Genomic DNA, 18,948 nt, shown 5'->3' on the forward strand with positions numbered 1-18,948 from the left:
CATGTCGCCGGCCGTTCCGGTCGCGCTTCGTTCCTTCTGGGTGTCGTATGACGAATCTCCTCGCCGACTACCTGCCTCTCGTGATCTTCATCGGCGTGTCGCTCCTGATCGGGGTGGCGCTGCTCGTGGCGCCGTTCATCGTGGCCTACAGCAAGCCCGATACGGAGAAGCTGTCCGCTTACGAGTGCGGGTTCAATGCCTTCGATGACGCACGCATGAAATTCGACGTGCGGTTCTATCTGGTCGCCATCCTTTTCATCATCTTCGACCTGGAGGTCGCGTTCCTGTTCCCCTGGGCCATCGTGTTCGGGAACCTGGGCTGGTTCGGCTTTCTCTCGATGATGCTCTTCCTCGGCGTCCTGACCGTCGGCTTCGTGTATGAGTGGAAGAAGGGAGCCCTGGAATGGGATTGATCTCCGACAGCCAATCCACCCTGGTGGCCCCCGCCCCGCGCGGCATCCTCGACCCGAATACCGGCAAGCCCGTAGGCTCGACCGACCCCTACTTTGTTTCGATCAGCGACGAACTGTCCGACAAAGGTTTCCTCGTGGCCTCGTCCGAGGAGCTCATCAAATGGGCGCGCACCGGCTCGCTCATGTGGATGACGTTCGGTCTGGCCTGCTGCGCGGTCGAGATGATGCAGATGTCCATGCCGCGCTACGACGCCGAGCGCTTCGGCTTCGCGCCGCGCGCCTCACCGCGCCAATCCGACGTGATGATCGTCGCGGGCACGCTCACCAACAAGATGGCCCCCGCGCTCCGCAAGGTCTATGACCAGATGCCGGAGCCGCGTTACGTCATCTCCATGGGCTCCTGCGCCAATGGCGGCGGTTACTATCACTATTCCTATTCGGTGGTTCGTGGCTGCGACCGCATCGTGCCGGTCGACATCTACGTGCCTGGATGCCCCCCGACCGCGGAGGCGCTCCTCTACGGCGTGCTGCTTCTCCAGAAGAAGATTCGCCGCACCGGTACCATCGAGCGCTGAGCAAAGGTCATCTTCATGAGTGCTGAGCTCCAAGCCCTGAGCGACCACATCGCCTCGTCCCTCGGCGAGGCGATCGAGGATCGCGCCATCGCCTATGGCGAGCTGACGATCGTCGCCCGCCTCGAGGAGATCAAACGGGTGGTGACGTTCCTGCGGGACGATCCGCAATGCCGCTTCGTTTGCTTCATCGACATCTGCGGCGCGGATTATCCGGCGCGGGAGAGGCGCTTCGACGTGGTCTACCACTTCCTGGCGCCCCACCATAACCGCCGCATCCGCGTGAAGGTGGAGACGGACGAGGTGACCCCGGTCCCTTCGATCATCGACCTCTTCCCGGCCGCCAACTGGTACGAGCGCGAAACCTACGATCTCTACGGCGTCCTGTTCTCCGGCCATCCGGATCTGCGCCGCCTCCTGACCGATTACGGCTTCGAAGGGCACCCGCTCCGGAAGGACTTCCCGCTCACCGGCTATGTCGAGGTCCGCTACGACGATGGCCAGGGCCGCGTGGTCTATGAGCCGGTGAAGCTCAGCCAGGAGTTCCGCAATTTCGACTTCCTGTCTCCCTGGGAAGGCACGGACTACGTGCTGCCCGGCGACGAGAAGGCCAAGGCATAAGGCGGGAAGGGCGACCCATGGGCGAGCACAATATCCGCAATTTCACGATCAATTTCGGTCCCCAGCACCCGGCCGCGCACGGCGTGCTCCGCCTCGTGCTGGAGCTCGACGGCGAGGTGGTTGAACGCGTCGATCCGCATATCGGCCTGCTCCACCGCGGCACCGAAAAGCTGATCGAGTACAAGACCTACGTGCAGGCCAATCCCTATTTCGACCGGCTCGACTACGTCGCGCCCATGTCGCAGGAGCATGCCTACTGCCTGGCGATCGAGAAGCTCCTCGGCATCGCGGTTCCGCGCCGGGCCCAGCTGATCCGCGTTCTCTTCGCGGAGATCAGCCGGCTTCTGTCGCACCTCCTCAACGTGACCACGCAGGCGATGGACGTCGGTGCCCTCACGCCGCCTCTCTGGGGCTTCGAGGAGCGCGAGAAGCTCATGATCTTCTATGAGCGCATTTCCGGCTCGCGCATGCATGCCAACTATTTCCGGCCGGGCGGCGTGAGCATGGACATTCAGCCCGAGCTGATCGACGACATCGAGGGCTTCTGCGATCCGTTCCTGAAGGTGCTGGACGATCTCGACACCCTCGTGATGGGCAGCCGAATCTTCAAGCAGCGCAACGTGGATATCGGCACGATCACGTTGGAGGACTGCTGGAAGTGGGGCTTCTCCGGTCCGATCGTGCGCAGCTGCGGCGTGGCCTGGGACCTGCGCAAGTCGCAGCCCTACGAGTGCTACGAGGAGATGGAGTTCGACATCCCCGTGGGGCTCAATGGCGACAACTACGACCGCCAGGTGATCCGCATGGAGGAGATGCGCCAGTCCGTGCGCATCATGCGCCAGTGCCTGGACAAGCTGCGCGCTCCGGACGGGCAGGGACCGGTGAACACGCTCGACGGCAAGATCGCCCCGCCGTCGCGCAAGGACATGAAGCGCTCCATGGAAGCGCTGATCCACCACTTCAAGCTCTACACGGAAGGTTTCCACGTCCCGGCGGGCGAGGTCTATGCCGCCGTGGAGGCTCCCAAGGGCGAGTTCGGCGTGTACCTGGTGTCCGACGGGACCAACAAGCCCTATCGGTGCCACGTCCGCGCTCCGGGCTTCGCGCATCTGCAGGGCATGGATTTCATGTGCCGCGGCCACATGCTGGCTGACGTCGCAGGCGTTCTCGGTTCGCTCGACATCGTGTTCGGCGAAGTGGACCGGTAAGACACAGTCCGGGCTCGGTTGCGGGCCCGACACCACGCCCTGGAAGGCGTGATGGAATGTTCAAGTCGTGAATGGCCGGGTCTTGCCCGGCCATGACGATGAGGAGAAGAGTCAAAATGGCCGTTCGTAAGCTCGCGCCTGAAGAATTGCAGCCCGAGAGCTTCGTGTTCTCGCCCGAGACGGAAGCATTCGCCCAGCAGCAGATTGCCAAATACCCGCCCGGCCGCCAGGCCTCGGCGGTGATCGCATTGCTGGGGAAGGCGCAGGAGCAGGCCGGCGGCTGGCTGCCCCGCAAGGCGATCGAGGCCGTGGCCGCACGGCTCGACATGCCGCCGATCCGCGTGATGGAGGTCGCGACCTTCTACACCATGTTCAACCTGGAGCCGGTCGGAAAGTATTTCATCCAGTTCTGCGGCACCACGCCCTGCATGCTGCGCGGGGCCGGCGACATCAAAAGGGTGCTCGAGAAGCGCGTCGGCGACCAGAACCACGTCACGGCCGACGGTACCTTTTCCTGGCTCGAGGTCGAGTGCCTCGGCGCCTGCTCGAACGCCCCGATGGTGCAGATCAACGACGATTACTATGAAGACCTGACGCCCGAGAATTTCGAGAAGCTTCTCGACGATCTCGCGGCCGGTCGTCCGGTCAGGAAGGGCTCGCAGATCGGCCGCAACCGTTCCGAGCCGCACGAGGCCGTCAACACCCTCCAGGACCCGTCGCTCTACGACGGGTCCGTGGTCGGCGCCTGGCGCAAGCGCTTCGAGGAGCAGGCCAAGCCCGCCGAAACGGGTGAGGCCGAGGCCGCGATCGCCAGCGTTCCGCAGGAAGCCCGGGCTGCGAAGCCGGGAGCGGGGCGCCCCATCGAAAGCGAGGCCGCGGACACGCCCGCGGAGCGCGTCAAGCAGGGCGAGACGCCTTTCAATCCGGTCGATCAGAAGGAGGCCGCGGACCCGTCGGTGGCCACCAAGGGCAAGTCGCACACGGAGGAGGGCGCTCGGTCTGCTCCGCAGAGCAGCAAGTCCTATGTAGCCTCGCCCGGCGCAGGCGCCGTTCCGTCGAGCCCCACGACCCCGAACGCCGGTACGCCTCCAGCGCAGTCCGAGACGCGCCGCGACGGCAGCGAGAGCAAGCCGGGCGTGGTCGTCGACAAAGACAACATGACGTCCTGAGGGGAGTGAAACGAGATGCTTCACGATAGAGATCGCATTTTCACCAACCTCTACGGCTTCCACTCGCCGGACCTTCAGGCCGCGAAGATGCGCGGCGCCTGGGATGGAACCAAGTTCCTGCTCGAGAAGGGCCGCGACTGGATCATCGACGAGATGAAGGCCTCCGGCCTGCGTGGCCGTGGCGGTGCGGGCTTCCCAACGGGCCTGAAATGGTCCTTCATGCCCAAGAAGTCGGACGGCCGTCCGCACTACCTCGTAGTGAATGCCGACGAGTCCGAGCCTGGCACCTGCAAAGACCGTGAGATCATGCGGAACGATCCGCATCTCCTCGTGGAGGGCTGCCTCATCGCCTCCTTCGCCATGGGCGCGCATGCGGCTTATATCTACATCCGCGGCGAGTACGTCGCCGAACGCCACGCGCTTCAGCGCGCGGTGGACGAGGCCTACGAAGCCGGCCTGATCGGCAAGGACAACGTCCACGGCTATCCCTTCGACCTCTACGTCCACCACGGCGCAGGCGCCTATATCTGCGGCGAGGAGACGGCGCTCATCGAGAGCATGGAGGGCAAGAAGGGCATGCCGCGCCTGAAGCCCCCGTTCCCGGCGAACATGGGCCTCTATGGCTGCCCGACCACCGTGAACAACGTGGAGTCGATCGCCGTCGCGGGCACGATCCTGCGTCGCGGCGCCTCCTGGTTCTCGAGCATCGGCCGCCCGAACAACGTGGGCACCAAGCTCTTCTGCGTGTCGGGCCACGTGAACAAGCCCTGCAACGTGGAGGAGGCCATGGGGCTGACCTTCCGCGAGCTGATCGACAGCCATTGCGGCGGCATCCGCGGCGGCTGGGACAACCTGCTCGCCGTGATCCCCGGTGGCTCGTCCGTGCCGCTGGTGCCCGCCGAGCAGATCATCGACGCGCCCATGGATTTCGACACCCTGCGCAATCTGAAGTCCGGCCTCGGCACCGCGGCCGTGATCGTGATGGACAAGTCCACCGACGTCGTCCGCGCCATCACCCGCATTTCGTACTTCTATAAGCATGAGAGCTGCGGCCAGTGCACCCCGTGCCGCGAGGGCACCGGCTGGATGTGGCGCGTTCTCAACCGCATGGCCCAGGGTCGCGCCCAGAAGCGCGAGATCGACATGCTGCTCGAAGTATCGACCCAGATCGAAGGCCACACCATCTGCGCGCTCGGCGACGCGGCGGCCTGGCCGGTCCAGGGTTTGATCCGCCACTTCCGTCACGAGATCGAGAAGCGGATCGACGACTACGCGGCAAACCCGCATTCAGAATCCGTCATGATCGCGGCGGAGTGAGAGTAGAGATGGCTAAGATCATCGTTGATGGCGTCGAGGTCGACGTCCCCGCCGAATACACGCTGCTCCAGGCCGCCGAGGCAGCTGGCGCGGAAGTTCCGCGCTTCTGCTACCACGAGCGGCTCTCGATCGCCGGCAACTGCCGCATGTGTCTCGTCGAGGTGAAGGGCGCGCCGAAGCCGGTGGCCTCCTGCGCGTGGGGCGTGCGCGACTGCCGTCCGGGCCCGAACGGCGAGCCGCCGGAAATCTCGACCAAGTCGCCGACGGTCAAGAAGGCGCGCGAGGGTGTGATGGAGTTCCTCCTGATCAACCACCCGCTCGACTGCCCGATCTGTGACCAGGGCGGCCAGTGCGACCTGCAGGACCAGGCCATGGCCTACGGCGTCGACACCAGCCGCTACCATGAGAACAAGCGCGCGGTGACCGACAAGTATCTCGGCCCGCTCGTGCGTACCTCCATGAACCGCTGCATCCACTGCACCCGCTGCGTGCGCTTCACCGCCGAGGTGGCGGGCGTGCCGGACATGGGCGCCCTGTGGCGCGGCGAGGACATGGAGATCACGAGCTATCTCGAGAAGGCGCTCGGCTCCGAACTGCAGGCCAACATCGCCGATCTGTGCCCGGTCGGCGCGCTCACCCACAAGCCCGAGTCCTTCCACTACCGCCCCTGGGAGCTCACCAAGACCGATTCCGTCGACGTGATGGATGCGGTCGGCTCCTCGATCCGGGTCGATTCCCGTGGCCGCGAGGTCATGCGCATCCTGCCGCGCGTGAACGAGGCGGTGAACGAGGAGTGGATCTCCGACAAGACCCGCCAGATCGTCGACGGCCTGCGACTGCAGCGCCTCGACCGTCCCTTCGTGCGTGAGAATGGCCGCCTGCGGCCCGCTTCCTGGCAGGAGGCCTTCGCGGCCATCGCCGCCAAGGTGAAGGGTACGGACGCGACGAAGATCGGCGCCATCGTGGGCGATCTCGCCGCCGTGGAGGAGATGTTCGCCCTGAAGCTCCTCATGGAGAGCCTCGGCGTGACGAACGTGGACGCCCGCCAGGACGGCACGGTGCTGTCGCCGGCTTACGGCCGCGGCTCCTATCTCTTCAACACGACCATTCCCGGCATCGAGGATGCGGACGCGATCCTGATCGTGGGCTCGAACCCTCGCATCGAGGCGTCGCTCGTCAACGTGCGCATCCGCAAGCGCTGGCGCGCGGCCCCGCCGCCGATCGCGCTGATCGGCGAGAACGCGGACCTGACCTATCCCTACGAATACCTCGGCGCAGGCCCCGACACCCTGACGGAGCTCGCCTCCGGCCGCCACAGCTTCATCGAGACGCTGCGCGGCGCCGAGCGTCCGCTGATCATCGTGGGGCAGGGCGCTCTTGCGCGGCCGGATGGTCTCGCGGTCCTGTCCGCCGTCGCGAAGCTCACCCAGGACGTGGGTGCGGTCACCGACAGCTGGAACGGCTTCTCGGTCCTGCACACCGCAGCCTCCCGCGTCGGTGCGCTGGATCTCGGCCTCGTGCCGGGCGCTGGCGGCCTGAGCGCTCGGCAGATGGCCCAGGGCGGGGTGGACGTGCTGTTCAACCTCGGTGCCGACGAGATCGACATCGCCCCGGGTGCTTTCGTGATCTATCAGGGCACCCATGGCGACCGCGGCGCCCACCGGGCCGACGTGATCCTGCCGGCGGCCACCTACACGGAAAAGTCCGGCACCTACGTGAACACGGAGGGCCGGGTGCAGATGGCCAACCGCGCGGCTTTCGCGCCGGGAGAGGCCCGTGAGGATTGGGCGATCCTGCGCGCACTGTCCGACGTGCTGGGCCGCCGTCTGCCCTTCGACTCGCTGAACGCCTTGCGGGCGAAGCTTTACGCGGCCTACCCGCATTTCGCCGCCATCGAGACGGTCCAGCCGGCCGACGGCACGGCCGCCATCCAGGCGCTCGTGGGCCTCGGCGGCACACTCGGCCGCGAGGCGTTCACGAGCCCGGTGAAAGACTTCTACCTGACCAACCCGATCGCGCGCGCCTCCGGCGTCATGGCCGAGTGCTCGGCACTCGCCCGTGACCTGAAGCTCGAAGCGGCCGAGTAAGAGAGGAGCGGATCATGGAAATGGGAGATATCCTCCTCGCGGTCGCGATCATGCTGGGCAAGAGCCTGCTCATGCTCGTGGCGCTTCTCGTCTTCATCGCGTACGCTCTCTATGCCGACCGCAAGGTCTGGGCCGCCGTTCAGCTGAGGCGCGGCCCGAACGTGGTCGGACCCTGGGGCTTGCTCCAGTCCTTCGCGGACCTGCTCAAGTTCGTCCTGAAGGAGCCCGTCATCCCGGCTCCGGCCAACAAGAGCATGTTCCTTCTGGCGCCGCTCGTGATGTGCACGCTCTCGCTTGCGGCCTGGGCGGTCATCCCGCTCAACGCGGGCTGGGCGATCGCCGACATCAACGTGGGCATCCTCTACATTTTCGCGATCTCCTCGCTCGGCGTGTACGGCGTCATCATGGGCGGCTGGGCTTCGAACTCGAAGTACCCGTTCCTCGGCGCGCTCCGTTCGGCGGCCCAGATGGTGTCCTACGAGGTCTCGATCGGCTTCGTGATCGTGACCGTGCTCATGTGCGCCGGGACCCTGAACCTGTCGGGCATCGTGGAATCGCAGAACACGAGCCTGGGCATCCTCGGCTGGTACTGGCTGCCCCTGTTCCCGATGTTCGTGGTGTTCTTCATCTCGGCCATGGCCGAGACGAACCGCCCGCCCTTCGACCTGCCGGAGGCGGAATCGGAGCTCGTGGCCGGCTACATGGTGGAGTATTCCTCCACCCCGTATCTGCTGTTCATGCTCGGCGAATACGTGGCCATCATGACCATGTGCGCCCTCGGCACGATCCTGTTTCTGGGCGGCTGGCTGTCCCCGATCCCCTTCGCGCCCTTCACCTGGGTTCCGGGCGTGATCTGGTTCGTGCTGAAGGCGAGCTTCCTTTTCATTCTCATCGCCATGGTGAAGGCCCTGGTTCCGCGCTATCGCTACGATCAGCTCATGCGCCTGGGCTGGAAGGTTTTCCTTCCGCTCTCGCTCGCCATGGTGATCATCGTGGCGGCCGTGCTCATGGTGACCGGCCTTGCGCCGGGCATGCGCTAAGGAGATCGACATGAAGATCGGTCAATTCTTCAACGCCCTCCTGCTGAAGGAATTCGTGGCAGGCTTCATCCTGACCACCAAATACTTCTTCAAGCCGAAGGCCACGCTCAACTACCCCTTCGAGATGGGGCACCGGGGGCCGCGCTTCCGGGGCGAGCACGCCCTGCGCCGCTACCCCAACGGGGAGGAGCGCTGCATCGCCTGCAAGCTCTGCGAGGCGATCTGCCCGGCTCAGGCCATCACCATCGAGGCCGGACCGCGCCGGAACGACGGCACCCGCCGCACGACCCGCTACGACATCGACATGGTCAAGTGCATCTATTGCGGCATGTGCCAGGAGGCCTGCCCGGTGGATGCCATCGTGGAGGGGCCGAACTTCGAGTTCTCCGTGGAGACCCGCGAGGAGCTTCTCTACGACAAGGCCAAGCTCCTTGAGAACGGGGAGCGCTGGGAGCGTGAAATCGCGAAGAACATCGCGAAGACCGCGCCCTACCGGTAAGCGGGACATGATGCGGCGGCCGCGATCCGGCCCACCGCATGAATGCGGCTGAAAAGGAGGGGCTGGTCCCGGTCGTCCGGCCAGCTCCGGGCCTCTTTCCCGGTAAAGGGCAGGGGGCATGCATCTCCGGCGGGTTGTTCCCTCCGGATTCGGAATTTATAGACAGGCCATCGGATTCCCACCGGGAACTCCCGGCCACGTCGGAAGGGGCCGCACTCGAGGCGGCTTGTGTATGAGCATGACGGTTACCGCCGCCTTCTTCTATCTGTTCGCGACAGTCACGATCGCATCAGGATTCATGGTGATCGCCTCGCGCAATCCCGTGCAGTCGGTGCTCTTCCTCATCCTGGCCTTCGTCAACGCGGCGGGCCTGTTCCTGATGATGGGGGCCGAGTTCCTTGCGATGATCCTGGTCATCGTCTATGTGGGCGCGGTCGCGGTGCTGTTCCTCTTCGTCGTCATGATGCTCGACGTGGATTTCGCGGCGCTCCGCCAGGGCTTCCTGCAATATCTGCCGTTCGGTGCCCTGATCGGCGTCATTCTTCTGATCGAGCTCATCTTCGTGGTGAGCGCCTATGTGGTCGATCCCGGCCTCATCCGGGCCCCGGCGGTGCCGATCCCGGCCGCCGACGTGATGACCAACACCGAGGCCCTGGGGCATGTGCTCTACACCCGCTACTTCTACTTCTTCCAGGCGGCCGGCCTGATCCTGCTGGTCGCCATGATCGGCGCCATCGTGCTGACCCTGCGGGAGCGCGTCGGCGTGCGGCGTCAGGACATCTCGATGCAGAACGCCCGTACTCAGGAAACCGCCGTCCAGGTTCGGAAGGTCCCCTTCCGCCAGGGCATCTAAGGAGACACGCGATGGTTATCGGACTGGGCCATTATCTCACGGTCGCCGCCGTGCTCTTCACGCTGGGCGTGTTCGGCATCTTCATCAACCGGAAGAACGTCATCGTCATCCTGATGTCCATCGAGCTGATCCTGCTCTCGGTGAACATCAACCTCGTGGCCTTTTCGACCCACCTGAACGACATCGTCGGCCAGGTTTTCGCCCTGCTGATCCTCACGGTCGCGGCGGCCGAGGCGGCGATCGGCCTCGCCATTCTGGTGGTCTTCTTCCGCAACCGCGGCTCCATCGCGGTCGAAGACGTGAACATGATGAGGGGCTAGAGCATGATCCGGAAAAGTGGAGCCCGGTTTTCTGAACAAGATCATGCGGCCATGAGCCAGGTCCTAACGGCTAAGTAAGCGCTATGTACCACGCAATCGTCTTCCTGCCGCTCGTCGGCTTCCTCATCGCAGGCCTCTTCGGCCGCGTCATCGGCGCAAGGCCCTCCGAGATCGTCACCACGGCGCTGCTCGCCGTGTCGGCGGTTCTCTCCTGGGTGTCCTTCATCCAAGTGGGCTTCGGCGAGGAGCCGATGGTCCGGGTCCAGGTGGCCCAATGGATGTCGGTCGGCGACCTCCAGGTCGACTGGGCGTTCCGCATCGATACGCTCACCGCCATGATGCTGGTGGTGGTCAACACCGTGTCGGCGCTCGTGCACCTCTATTCCATCGGCTACATGCACGAGGATCCGCACCGTCCTCGCTTCTTCGCCTATCTGTCGCTTTTCACCTTCGCCATGCTCATGCTGGTGACGGCCGACAATCTGGTGCAGATGTTCTTCGGTTGGGAAGGCGTGGGTCTGGCGAGCTACCTGCTCATCGGCTTCTGGTACAAGAAGGACTCCGCCAACGCCGCCGCCATGAAGGCCTTCATCGTCAACCGCGTCGGCGATTTCGGCTTCCTGCTCGGCATCTTCACGATCTTCGTGCTGTTCAACGGCGTCACCTTCGACTCGATCTTCCCGCGGGTCGCGGAGTTCGCCGACGCCCGGTTCCACTTCCTCGGCATCGAGTGGCACGCGCTCACGATCGCCGGCCTGCTGCTTTTCATGGGCGCTATGGGCAAATCGGCCCAGTTCCTGCTGCACACCTGGCTGCCGGACGCGATGGAAGGCCCGACCCCGGTCTCGGCCCTCATCCACGCCGCCACCATGGTGACCGCGGGCGTGTTCATGGTCGCGCGCCTGTCGCCGGTCTTCGAGTACGCCCCTGCGGCTCTCACCGTCGTCACAATCGTCGGCGGCATCACGGCTTTCTTCGCCGCGACCGTCGGCCTCGTCCAGAACGACATCAAGCGCGTGATCGCGTATTCGACCTGCTCGCAGCTCGGCTACATGTTCGTGGCGCTCGGCGTCGGCGCCTACAGCGCCGGCGTGTTCCACCTGTTCACGCACGCCTTCTTCAAGGCGCTCCTGTTCTTGGGCGCAGGCTCGGTCATCCATGCCATGCACCACGAGCAGGACATGCGGAACATGGGCGCGCTGCGCCGCTACATCCCGCTCACCACGGCGATGATGGCCATCGGCACGCTCGCACTCACGGGCTTCCCGTTCACGGCCGGCTACTACTCGAAGGACGCCATCATCGAGGCGGCCTACGCCTCCCACAGCCGCGCCGGCCAGTTCGCCTTCCTGGCGACCGTGATCGCTGCCCTGATGACCTCATTCTACTCCTGGCGCCTGTTCTTCCTCACCTTTGAGGGCAACGCGCGCTGGTCGAACGCCGACCACCACGCCCACGGCCACCACGAGGGCGTGGAGCACGACGACCACAGCCATGACGTCGAGCCCGCCACCCATGCGGATCACGAGCACGGCCATCATGGGACTCATACCCCTCACGAGAGCCCTCTGGTGATGGTGCTGCCGCTCGTCGTGCTGGCCATCGGCGCGGTCGTTGCAGGCTTCGTGTTCCACGAGGCGTTCCTCGGACACGGCTACCAGGAGTTCTGGAAGGGTGCCCTGTTCACCCGTCCGGAGAACCACATCCTGGAAGAGATGCATCACATTCCGGGCTGGGTGCCGTTCCTGCCCACGGTGATGATGATCCTCGGCTTCCTGCTGGCGGTATACATGTACATCGTCGACGCCAAGAAGCCCGCGCAGCTCGCGGCGGATCACCCGATCCTGTACCGTTTCCTGCTCAACAAGTGGTATTTCGACGAGCTGTACGACGTCATCTTCGTGCGTCCCGCCATGGCCATCGGCCGCTTCTTCTGGCGCACGGGCGACCAGCGGATCATCGACGGGCTCGGGCCTGACGGCATCTCGGCCCGCGTGCTCGACGTGACGCGCGGCGCGGTGCGGCTCCAGTCCGGCTACGTCTACCACTACGCCTTCGCGATGCTGATCGGCGTTGCGGCTCTCGTGACCTTCTATCTCTTCAGGGGAGCTTAACTATGTTCGGCTTCGGCATCCTCTCGGGCCTGCTCATCCTGCCGCTCGTCGGCGCGGCCTTCATCCTGACGCTGCGCGGCGACAGCGAGGCGGCGCGCTCGAACGCGCGCTGGGCGGCCCTCGCCACGACCCTCGCGACCTTCGTGCTCTCGCTGGTCGCCTGGAACCGGTTCGACGCGGCCTCGGCCACGTTCCAGCTGGTGGAAAGCCACACCTGGCTGACGGACACGATCCGGTTCAAGCTCGGCGTCGACGGCTTCTCCATCCCGCTCATCCTGCTCACCACGTTCCTGATGCCGTTCTGCATCCTGGCCTCGTGGGAGTCCATCGGGCACCGCGTGAAGGAATACTACGTCGCGTTCCTGGTCCTCGAGACAACGATGATCGGCGTGTTCTGCGCGCTCGATCTCGTGCTCTTCTACCTGTTCTTCGAGGCCGGCCTCATTCCGATGTTCCTCATCATCGGCATCTGGGGCGGCAAGCGGCGTATCTACGCCAGCTTCAAGTTCTTCCTCTACACGCTGCTCGGCTCGGTGCTGATGCTGCTCGCGATCATGGCCATGTACTGGCAGGCGGGCACCACGGACATCCCGACGCTGCTCGCGTTCAAGTTCCCGTACAACCTGCAGATCTGGCTCTGGCTCGCCTTCTTCGCGTCCTTCGCCGTGAAGATGCCCATGTGGCCGGTGCACACCTGGCTGCCCGACGCGCACGTGGAAGCGCCGACGGCCGGCTCCGTGATCCTGGCGGGCGTGCTCCTGAAGATGGGCGGCTACGGCTTCATCCGAGTCTCGCTGCCGATGTTCCCGGAGGCTTCCGTTTATTTCGCGCCGCTGGTCTTCGCCCTCTCGGTCATCGCGATCGTCTATACGTCGCTGGTCGCGCTGATGCAGGAGGACATCAAGAAGCTCATCGCCTATTCTTCCGTGGCGCATATGGGCTTCGTGACCATGGGCCTGTTCAGCATGAACGAGCAGGGCATCCAGGGCGCCATGTTCACCATGATCTCCCACGGTCTGATTTCCGGCGCGCTCTTCCTCAGCGTCGGTGTGATCTACGATCGGATGCATACCCGCGAGATCAAGGCCTATGGCGGCCTCGTGAACCGAATGCCCATGTATGCGGTGGTGTTCATGATCCTCACCATGGCCAACGTGGCGCTTCCCGGCACCTCGGGCTTCATCGGCGAGTTCCTGACCCTCATGGGCGCGTTCCGCTCCAATACCTGGGTGGCCTTCTTCGCAACGACCGGCGTGATCCTCTCGGCCGCCTATGCGCTCTGGCTCTACCGCCGCGTGGTCTACGGGGAAATCGACAAGCCCGCGCTCCAGACTATTTCGGATCTGAACCGCCGTGAGATCATCACCTTCGCGCCGCTCATCCTGCTGATCATTTACTATGGCGTGCAGCCCGGCCCGATCCTCGACACCTTCGCGGTGCCGACGGATGCGCTCATGCAGAGCGTCCAGGCCGCGCTCTCCACCGTGAAAACGGCGGCTCTCACCGCACATTGAGGTCATGATGAACCCCGTCCTCACCATCCCCGCTTTCGGCCCCGTCCTGCCGGAGATCATCCTCGCAGCGGGCGCTCTCGTCCTGGTCCTGTTCGGCGCGATCCGCGGCGAACGCTCCGGGGAAAGCATGAACGTCATCGCCCTCGCGCTTCTGGCTGTCGCCTTCGTGGCGGTGCTGATGCTGCCGGACGAACCCGTCCAGACCATGTACGGCTCCTTCGTGGTCGACGGCTTCGCCAAGTTCATGAAGGCCCTCACGCTGGTGGCTTCCGCAGGCGGCGTGATCCTGTCGATGGACTACATGCGCCGGGAGGGCATCAGTCGCTTCGAGTATCCCATCCTGATCGTCCTTTCGACGCTCGGCATGATGATGGTCATCTCCGCCAACGACCTGATCGCGCTCTATCTCGGCCTCGAGCTGCTCAGCCTCTCGTCCTACGTGATCGCCGCCTTCGACCGCGATAACGTCCGGTCGACGGAGGCGGGCCTCAAATACTTCGTGCTGGGATCGCTGTCGTCGGGCATGCTGCTCTACGGCGCGTCGCTGGTTTATGGCTTCACCGGAAACGTGTCCTTCCCGGCCATCGCCGGAATCCTGCAGGGGCAGGTGGGCATCGGCGCGATCATCGGCATCGTGTTCGTTGCCGCCGGCATCGCGTTCAAGATCTCCGCCGTGCCGTTCCACATGTGGACTCCGGACGTCTACGAGGGATCCCCGACCCCGGTGACCGCCTTCTTCGCCGCCGCGCCCAAGATGGCCGGCATGGCCATGGCCACCCGCGTGTTCATCGATGCCTTCCCGGGCATCGTCGGCCAGTGGCAGCAGATTATCGTCTTCATCTCCATTGCGTCGATGGCGCTCGGATCGTTCGCCGCCATCGGCCAGCGCAACCTCAAGCGCCTGATGGCGTATTCATCCATCGGCAACGTCGGCTACGCGCTGATCGGCCTTGCCACCGGCACGGTCGAGGGAGTGCAGGGCGTGGCCGTCTACATGGCGATCTATCTGGCCATGACGCTCGGCGCCTTCGCGGTCATTCTCGGCCTGCGCCGCGGCAACGTGATGTTCGACAACATCGAGGATCTGTCGGGCCTCGCCCGCACGCATCCGGTCCTGGCCTTCTGCCTCGGCATGATGATGTTCTCTCTCGCGGGCATCCCGCCGCTCGCCGGCTTCTTTGCGAAGTTCGCGGTGTTCAACGCGGCGATCAACGCCAACCTCGTGGCGCTCGCCATCATCGGCGTCGTGACCAGCGTGATCGGCGCTTACTATTACCTGCGCATCGTGAAAGTGATGTACTTCGACGAGCCGGGTGCCGCCTACGATTCCATGCCGGCCGGCGTGAAGCTGGTGCTCGGACTGTCGAGCGTCTTCGTGGTGCTCTTCGGCATCGTCCCGGCTCCGCTGGTCGCAGCGGCGGGCGCTGCGGCGCGTTCCCTGTTCTGATGGTGGATCTGTCGCCGGAATCCGAGGCCGCCGGTTATCGGCTGATTTCGACCGGGGCGACGGATTCGACCAACGACGATGCCCTCCGGGCGGCGCGCTCCGGCGATCCGGGGCCGCTCTGGATCGTGTCGGCGGAACAGCGCGCTGGCAGGGGACGACACGGCCGGCAGTGGTCGTCCCCGCAAGGCAATCTCTACGCCAGTCTTCTGCTCACGGATCCCTGCGAGGCGCAACATGCCCCGCAGCTCGGGTTCGTGGCGGGTCTCGCGTTGCATGAGGCGGTGGAGGCTGTGACGGGCGTGGGCGCTCCGCGTCTCTCCCTCAAGTGGCCGAACGATCTTTTGCTCGACGGTGCGAAGGTGTCCGGCCTTTTGCTGGAGGGGCACAGAATCGACGGCCACGGCCCGCTGGCGATCGTCATCGGCTTCGGCGTGAACGTGGCTTTCGCCCCGACCGGCACGCCCTATCCGGCGTCGAGCCTTCAGACGGTCAGGCCCGGCCTGAACCGCGAAACGGTGTTCCGGGCTCTTTCCGCTGCCTTCGCGCGGACCTTCTCGGCCTGGCGCAATGGTACCCGCATGAATGCCGCCGATCCCTTCGGGCCGATTCGGCGGCTATGGCTGGAGCGGGCGGCGGGCCTCGGACACGAGGTGACCCTTCGGCTCCCGTCGGGCGAGAAGCGGGGCGTGTTCGAAGGGCTCGATCGGTCCGGCCGCCTTCAGCTGAAAACCGTCTCGGGGGCGGAACTCATCGACGCGGGCGACCTTTATTTTCCTCATCGGCTACACGATATAGCCAAGCCTTAGCGCTGGCATGACAAGGTCTTGAACAAGTATGGCATCCCCTCAGGACGAATTGGTGTTTCTGCCCCTCGGCGGCCTCGGCGAAATCGGCATGAACGCTGCCCTCTACGGCTTCGGGCCGGAGACGAACCGGCAATGGATCCTTGTCGATTGCGGCATGGGCTTCGGCGGCGAGGAGCAGTTGCCGGGGATTGACCTGGTTTATCCGGATCTCCGCTTCCTTGAGGAGGAGCGGCATAATCTTCTCGGCATCTTCATCACCCACGCGCATGAGGACCACATCGGCGCCCTCGTCGAAATGTGGCCGCGCCTGCGCGCGCCGGTCTATGCCACCAGGTTCGCAATCGGACTTCTCGAAACCCGCCGCCTGAGCGAAGCGGATGCTCCGAAGATCGAACTCAACGAGATCGCGCCCGGGCAGCGCCTGAAACTCGGTGCCTTCGACATCGAATACGTGCCGGTCGCCCATTCAATTCCTGAATCGAATGGGCTTGCGATCCGCACGCCGCATGGCCTTGTGGTCCATACGGGCGACTGGAAGCTCGATCCCACCCCGTATCTCGGCAGCCTCACGTCCGAGGAGACGTTCCGGGCGCTGGGAGAGGAGGGGGTTCTCGCCCTCGTGTGCGATTCCACCAACGTGGTGCGTGACGGCGAAAGTCCGAGCGAGGCGGACGTGGCCAGGAACCTCGCCGCGCTCATCAAGGATGCGCCCCATCGCGTCGCCATCACCACTTTCGCGTCCAACGTCGCGCGCATCCGCTCCGTGGCGGAGGCGGCTCGGGAGTGCGGGCGTGAGGTGATCGTGGTGGGCCGCGCCATGGACCGGGTCGTGGAGGTCGCGAAGGAGTGCGGCTATCTCGACGACCTGCCGGAATTCCGCTCGGCCGAGAATTTCGGCTACATCCCGCGCGACAAGGTGGTCGCGGTCCTGACCGGCTCGCAAGGCGAGCCGCGGGCGGCTCTGGCGCGGATCGCCGCCGACGAGCATCCCGATATCGCCCTGACGGCCGGCGATCGCGTGATCTTTTCGTCCCGCGCCATTCCCGGCAACGAGAAGGGCGTCGGTTCCATCATCAACAGCCTGATCGAGCAGGGCATCGAGGTCATCACGGACCGAACGGAACTGGTCCACGTGTCGGGCCACCCGCGCCGGGGCGAACTCGCGAAAATGTACGAGTGGACGAAGCCGCGGATCGCCATTCCGGCCCATGGCGAGCCGCTGCACCTGGCCGAGCACGCCAAGTTCGCGCGTCAGCAGGGCGTCCCGGAGGTGGTGCGGGCGAAGAACGGCACTCTCGTGCGCCTCGCGCCCGGCAAGGCCGAAATCGTCGACACAATTCCGGCAGGCCGGGTGTACAAGGACGGCAACATCGTCATTCCGGCAGGCGAGCGCGCCATCCCGGAGCGCCGCAAGCTCGCCTTCGCGGGCATCGTGACGGTGGCCATCGCCATCGATGATCGCGGCGAGATCGCGGGCGATCCGGTGGTGGACGTCATGGGCCTGCCCGAGAAGAACCGGCAGGGCCGCGACCTGACCGACATCATCGCCGACACGGTCGCTGACCTGCTCGATACATTGCCCAAGGCCAAGCGGCGCGATCCCGAAGCCGTCGAGAACGCCGTTCACCGCGCCGTGCGCGCCGCCGTGAACCAGGAATGGGGCAAGAAGCCCGCCTGTCATGTGCTCGTGATCGAGGTATAAGACGGGCCGTTCTGTCCTGGAGGGGAGCACCATGCTCGGTCGCCTGAACCATGTGGCCATCGCTGTCCGCGACCTCGCGGCGGCCTCCGCGCTCTACCGCGGCACGCTCGGCGCGCAGGTGTCCGAGCCCGCCGCACTGGAGGAGCACGGCGTCACGGTGGTGTTCGTCACCCTGCCCAATACGAAGATCGAGCTGCTCGAGCCCCTCGGCGCGGATTCTCCCATCGCCAAGTTCCTGGAGCGGAACCCGGACGGTGGGATTCACCACGTCTGCTATGAGGTGGACGACATTCTGGCCGCGCGGGACCGGCTTGTTAATTCCGGGGCCAGGGTGCTGGGCTCGGGCGAGCCGAAGACCGGCGCCCATGGGAAGCCGGTGCTGTTCCTGCATCCCAAGGATTTCAACGGAACCCTCGTCGAGCTTGAGCAGGTCTGAGGACAAGCTGTTGATAAGTTTAGTCAGAGCCCTTTCGGCCTCCCTATGGTCCACCTTGATGGCGGTCGCCGTCATCTCCGGAATCGCCGTTGCGGTTGCGGTCAACGGGTTCGCTCTCCGGGTGAGCGGAGGCCTGGCCCTCTACTTCGTCATCTGGTGGATCATGCTCTTCGCAATCCTGCCTTTCGGGGTCCGCAGCCAAATAGAGAGCGGAGACCACGTGGCCGGAACCGAGCCGGGCGCGCCGTCCGTCCATGGGCTTCAGGAAAAAGCCATCTGGACCTCGCTCGTGGCGGCCGTTGTCCTGGTGATCGTGGTCGCCGTGTTCCCCCTGGCGGGGCTGTAGGAGGGGGCTCCTCGGCACCCGGTACCCGGCACCCGTATATGGGGATCATGCCGCGACCGGCAGGCTTCCGGGCTCGCTCCCCGCCGCCTGAGGAAATCCCTCATCGGCCCATCCCGTCATGCCGCCGATCATGACTTTCACCCTGCGACCAAGCCCCGCCAGCCGAAAGGCCGCCTTATCCGTTCCGTTGCAGTGCGGACCCGCGCAATAGACCACGAACAGTGTCTCGGCGGGCCAATCCTGCATCTTGCGTTCGGTCATCTTGCCATGAGGCAGGTTGAGGGCGCCGGGAACATGGCCCTGCGCATAGAGCGACGGCCCCCGCACGTCGAGCAGTACGAAATCTTGCGCACCCTGGCACAGGGCATGGTGGACGTCCCAGCAATCCGTCTCCAGCGCCAGGCGCCTGGCGTAGTGATCCCGTACGGTCTGCGGGTCGGCGGCAGGCACTTCCGTCACGACGTTGGTCATGGTCTTCATCCTC

19 protein-coding genes are annotated in these 18,948 nt (G+C 64.9%); 18 read left to right on the plus strand and 1 reads right to left on the minus strand.

The window, feature by feature from the left end:
* The first annotated feature begins 47 nt into the window (after nt 1-47).
* The 18 genes from E4K09_RS20565 to E4K09_RS20650 all read left to right on the plus strand — a co-directional run bounded on the left by E4K09_RS20565 (nt 48) and on the right by E4K09_RS20650 (nt 18,464).
* Nucleotides 48-413 carry an NADH-quinone oxidoreductase subunit A gene (locus E4K09_RS20565; RefSeq protein WP_134499569.1) on the plus strand — a complete coding sequence of 122 codons (366 nt, stop codon included), beginning with the start codon at nt 48-50 and terminating at the stop codon, nt 411-413.
* Nucleotides 404-988: a NuoB/complex I 20 kDa subunit family protein gene (locus E4K09_RS20570; RefSeq protein ID WP_134499570.1), complete on the plus strand. Its 585-nt coding sequence runs from the start codon at nt 404-406 to the stop codon at nt 986-988. Before E4K09_RS20565 ends, E4K09_RS20570 begins: the two co-directional genes overlap by 10 nt.
* 15 nt (nt 989-1,003) lie before the next feature.
* A complete protein-coding gene (locus E4K09_RS20575) occupies nt 1,004-1,606 on the plus strand; it encodes an NADH-quinone oxidoreductase subunit C (protein WP_134499571.1) in 603 nt (200 codons plus the stop codon).
* 17 nt (nt 1,607-1,623) lie between these two features.
* Nucleotides 1,624-2,814, plus strand: coding sequence for an NADH-quinone oxidoreductase subunit D (locus tag E4K09_RS20580; RefSeq protein ID WP_134499572.1), 1,191 nt, complete (start codon nt 1,624-1,626; stop codon nt 2,812-2,814).
* Between the two features lie 116 nt (nt 2,815-2,930).
* Complete coding sequence (gene nuoE, locus E4K09_RS20585; protein WP_134499573.1) at nt 2,931-3,983, plus strand: NADH-quinone oxidoreductase subunit NuoE; 1,053 nt, start codon at nt 2,931-2,933, stop codon at nt 3,981-3,983.
* Between the two features lie 15 nt (nt 3,984-3,998).
* On the plus strand, nt 3,999-5,300 hold the full coding sequence (gene nuoF / locus E4K09_RS20590) for an NADH-quinone oxidoreductase subunit NuoF (RefSeq protein ID WP_134499574.1): 1,302 nt from the start codon (nt 3,999-4,001) through the stop codon (nt 5,298-5,300).
* A gap of 8 nt (nt 5,301-5,308) precedes the next feature.
* On the plus strand, nt 5,309-7,387 hold the full coding sequence (gene nuoG / locus E4K09_RS20595; RefSeq protein ID WP_134499575.1) for an NADH-quinone oxidoreductase subunit NuoG: 2,079 nt from the start codon (nt 5,309-5,311) through the stop codon (nt 7,385-7,387).
* 14 nt (nt 7,388-7,401) lie between these two features.
* Nucleotides 7,402-8,427, plus strand: a complete 1,026-nt coding sequence (gene nuoH, locus E4K09_RS20600; RefSeq protein ID WP_134499576.1) for an NADH-quinone oxidoreductase subunit NuoH — start codon at nt 7,402-7,404, stop codon at nt 8,425-8,427.
* A 10-nt stretch (nt 8,428-8,437) separates the two neighbouring features.
* Nucleotides 8,438-8,926, plus strand: coding sequence for an NADH-quinone oxidoreductase subunit NuoI (gene nuoI / locus E4K09_RS20605; RefSeq protein WP_134499577.1), 489 nt, complete (start codon nt 8,438-8,440; stop codon nt 8,924-8,926).
* 238 nt (nt 8,927-9,164) lie between these two features.
* The gene (locus E4K09_RS20610; RefSeq protein WP_134499821.1) at nt 9,165-9,779 is read left to right on the plus strand and encodes an NADH-quinone oxidoreductase subunit J; all 615 of its coding nucleotides are present in this window, start codon (nt 9,165-9,167) and stop codon (nt 9,777-9,779) included.
* Nucleotides 9,780-9,790: 11 nt separating this feature from the next.
* Nucleotides 9,791-10,099, plus strand: coding sequence for an NADH-quinone oxidoreductase subunit NuoK (gene nuoK / locus E4K09_RS20615; RefSeq protein WP_134499578.1), 309 nt, complete (start codon nt 9,791-9,793; stop codon nt 10,097-10,099).
* Nucleotides 10,100-10,182: 83 nt separating this feature from the next.
* Nucleotides 10,183-12,213: an NADH-quinone oxidoreductase subunit L gene (gene nuoL, locus E4K09_RS20620; RefSeq protein WP_134499579.1), complete on the plus strand. Its 2,031-nt coding sequence runs from the start codon at nt 10,183-10,185 to the stop codon at nt 12,211-12,213.
* Between the two features lie 2 nt (nt 12,214-12,215).
* Nucleotides 12,216-13,727, plus strand: a complete 1,512-nt coding sequence (locus tag E4K09_RS20625) for an NADH-quinone oxidoreductase subunit M (RefSeq protein ID WP_134499580.1) — start codon at nt 12,216-12,218, stop codon at nt 13,725-13,727.
* 7 nt (nt 13,728-13,734) lie between these two features.
* Nucleotides 13,735-15,174: an NADH-quinone oxidoreductase subunit NuoN gene (gene nuoN / locus E4K09_RS20630; RefSeq protein WP_134499822.1), complete on the plus strand. Its 1,440-nt coding sequence runs from the start codon at nt 13,735-13,737 to the stop codon at nt 15,172-15,174.
* On the plus strand, nt 15,174-15,980 hold the full coding sequence (locus tag E4K09_RS20635; RefSeq protein WP_134499581.1) for a biotin--[acetyl-CoA-carboxylase] ligase: 807 nt from the start codon (nt 15,174-15,176) through the stop codon (nt 15,978-15,980). Before nuoN ends, E4K09_RS20635 begins: the two co-directional genes overlap by 1 nt.
* A gap of 28 nt (nt 15,981-16,008) precedes the next feature.
* On the plus strand, nt 16,009-17,682 hold the full coding sequence (locus E4K09_RS20640; protein WP_134499582.1) for a ribonuclease J: 1,674 nt from the start codon (nt 16,009-16,011) through the stop codon (nt 17,680-17,682).
* Nucleotides 17,683-17,713: 31 nt separating this feature from the next.
* The gene (mce, locus tag E4K09_RS20645; protein ID WP_134499583.1) at nt 17,714-18,118 is read left to right on the plus strand and encodes a methylmalonyl-CoA epimerase; all 405 of its coding nucleotides are present in this window, start codon (nt 17,714-17,716) and stop codon (nt 18,116-18,118) included.
* A 58-nt stretch (nt 18,119-18,176) separates the two neighbouring features.
* Nucleotides 18,177-18,464 (plus strand): DUF1467 family protein, encoded by a 288-nt coding sequence (locus tag E4K09_RS20650; RefSeq protein WP_244610614.1) that lies wholly within the window; start codon nt 18,177-18,179, stop codon nt 18,462-18,464.
* A gap of 45 nt (nt 18,465-18,509) precedes the next feature.
* Here the strand turns inward: E4K09_RS20650 and E4K09_RS20655 are convergent, their stop codons facing one another.
* Nucleotides 18,510-18,935: a rhodanese-like domain-containing protein gene (locus tag E4K09_RS20655; protein ID WP_134499584.1), complete on the minus strand. Its 426-nt coding sequence runs from the start codon at nt 18,933-18,935 to the stop codon at nt 18,510-18,512.
* Nucleotides 18,936-18,948: the final 13 nt, after the last annotated feature.

The organism is Microvirga pakistanensis (assembly GCF_004458765.1).
Classification (GTDB): domain Bacteria; phylum Pseudomonadota; class Alphaproteobacteria; order Rhizobiales; family Beijerinckiaceae; genus Microvirga; species Microvirga pakistanensis.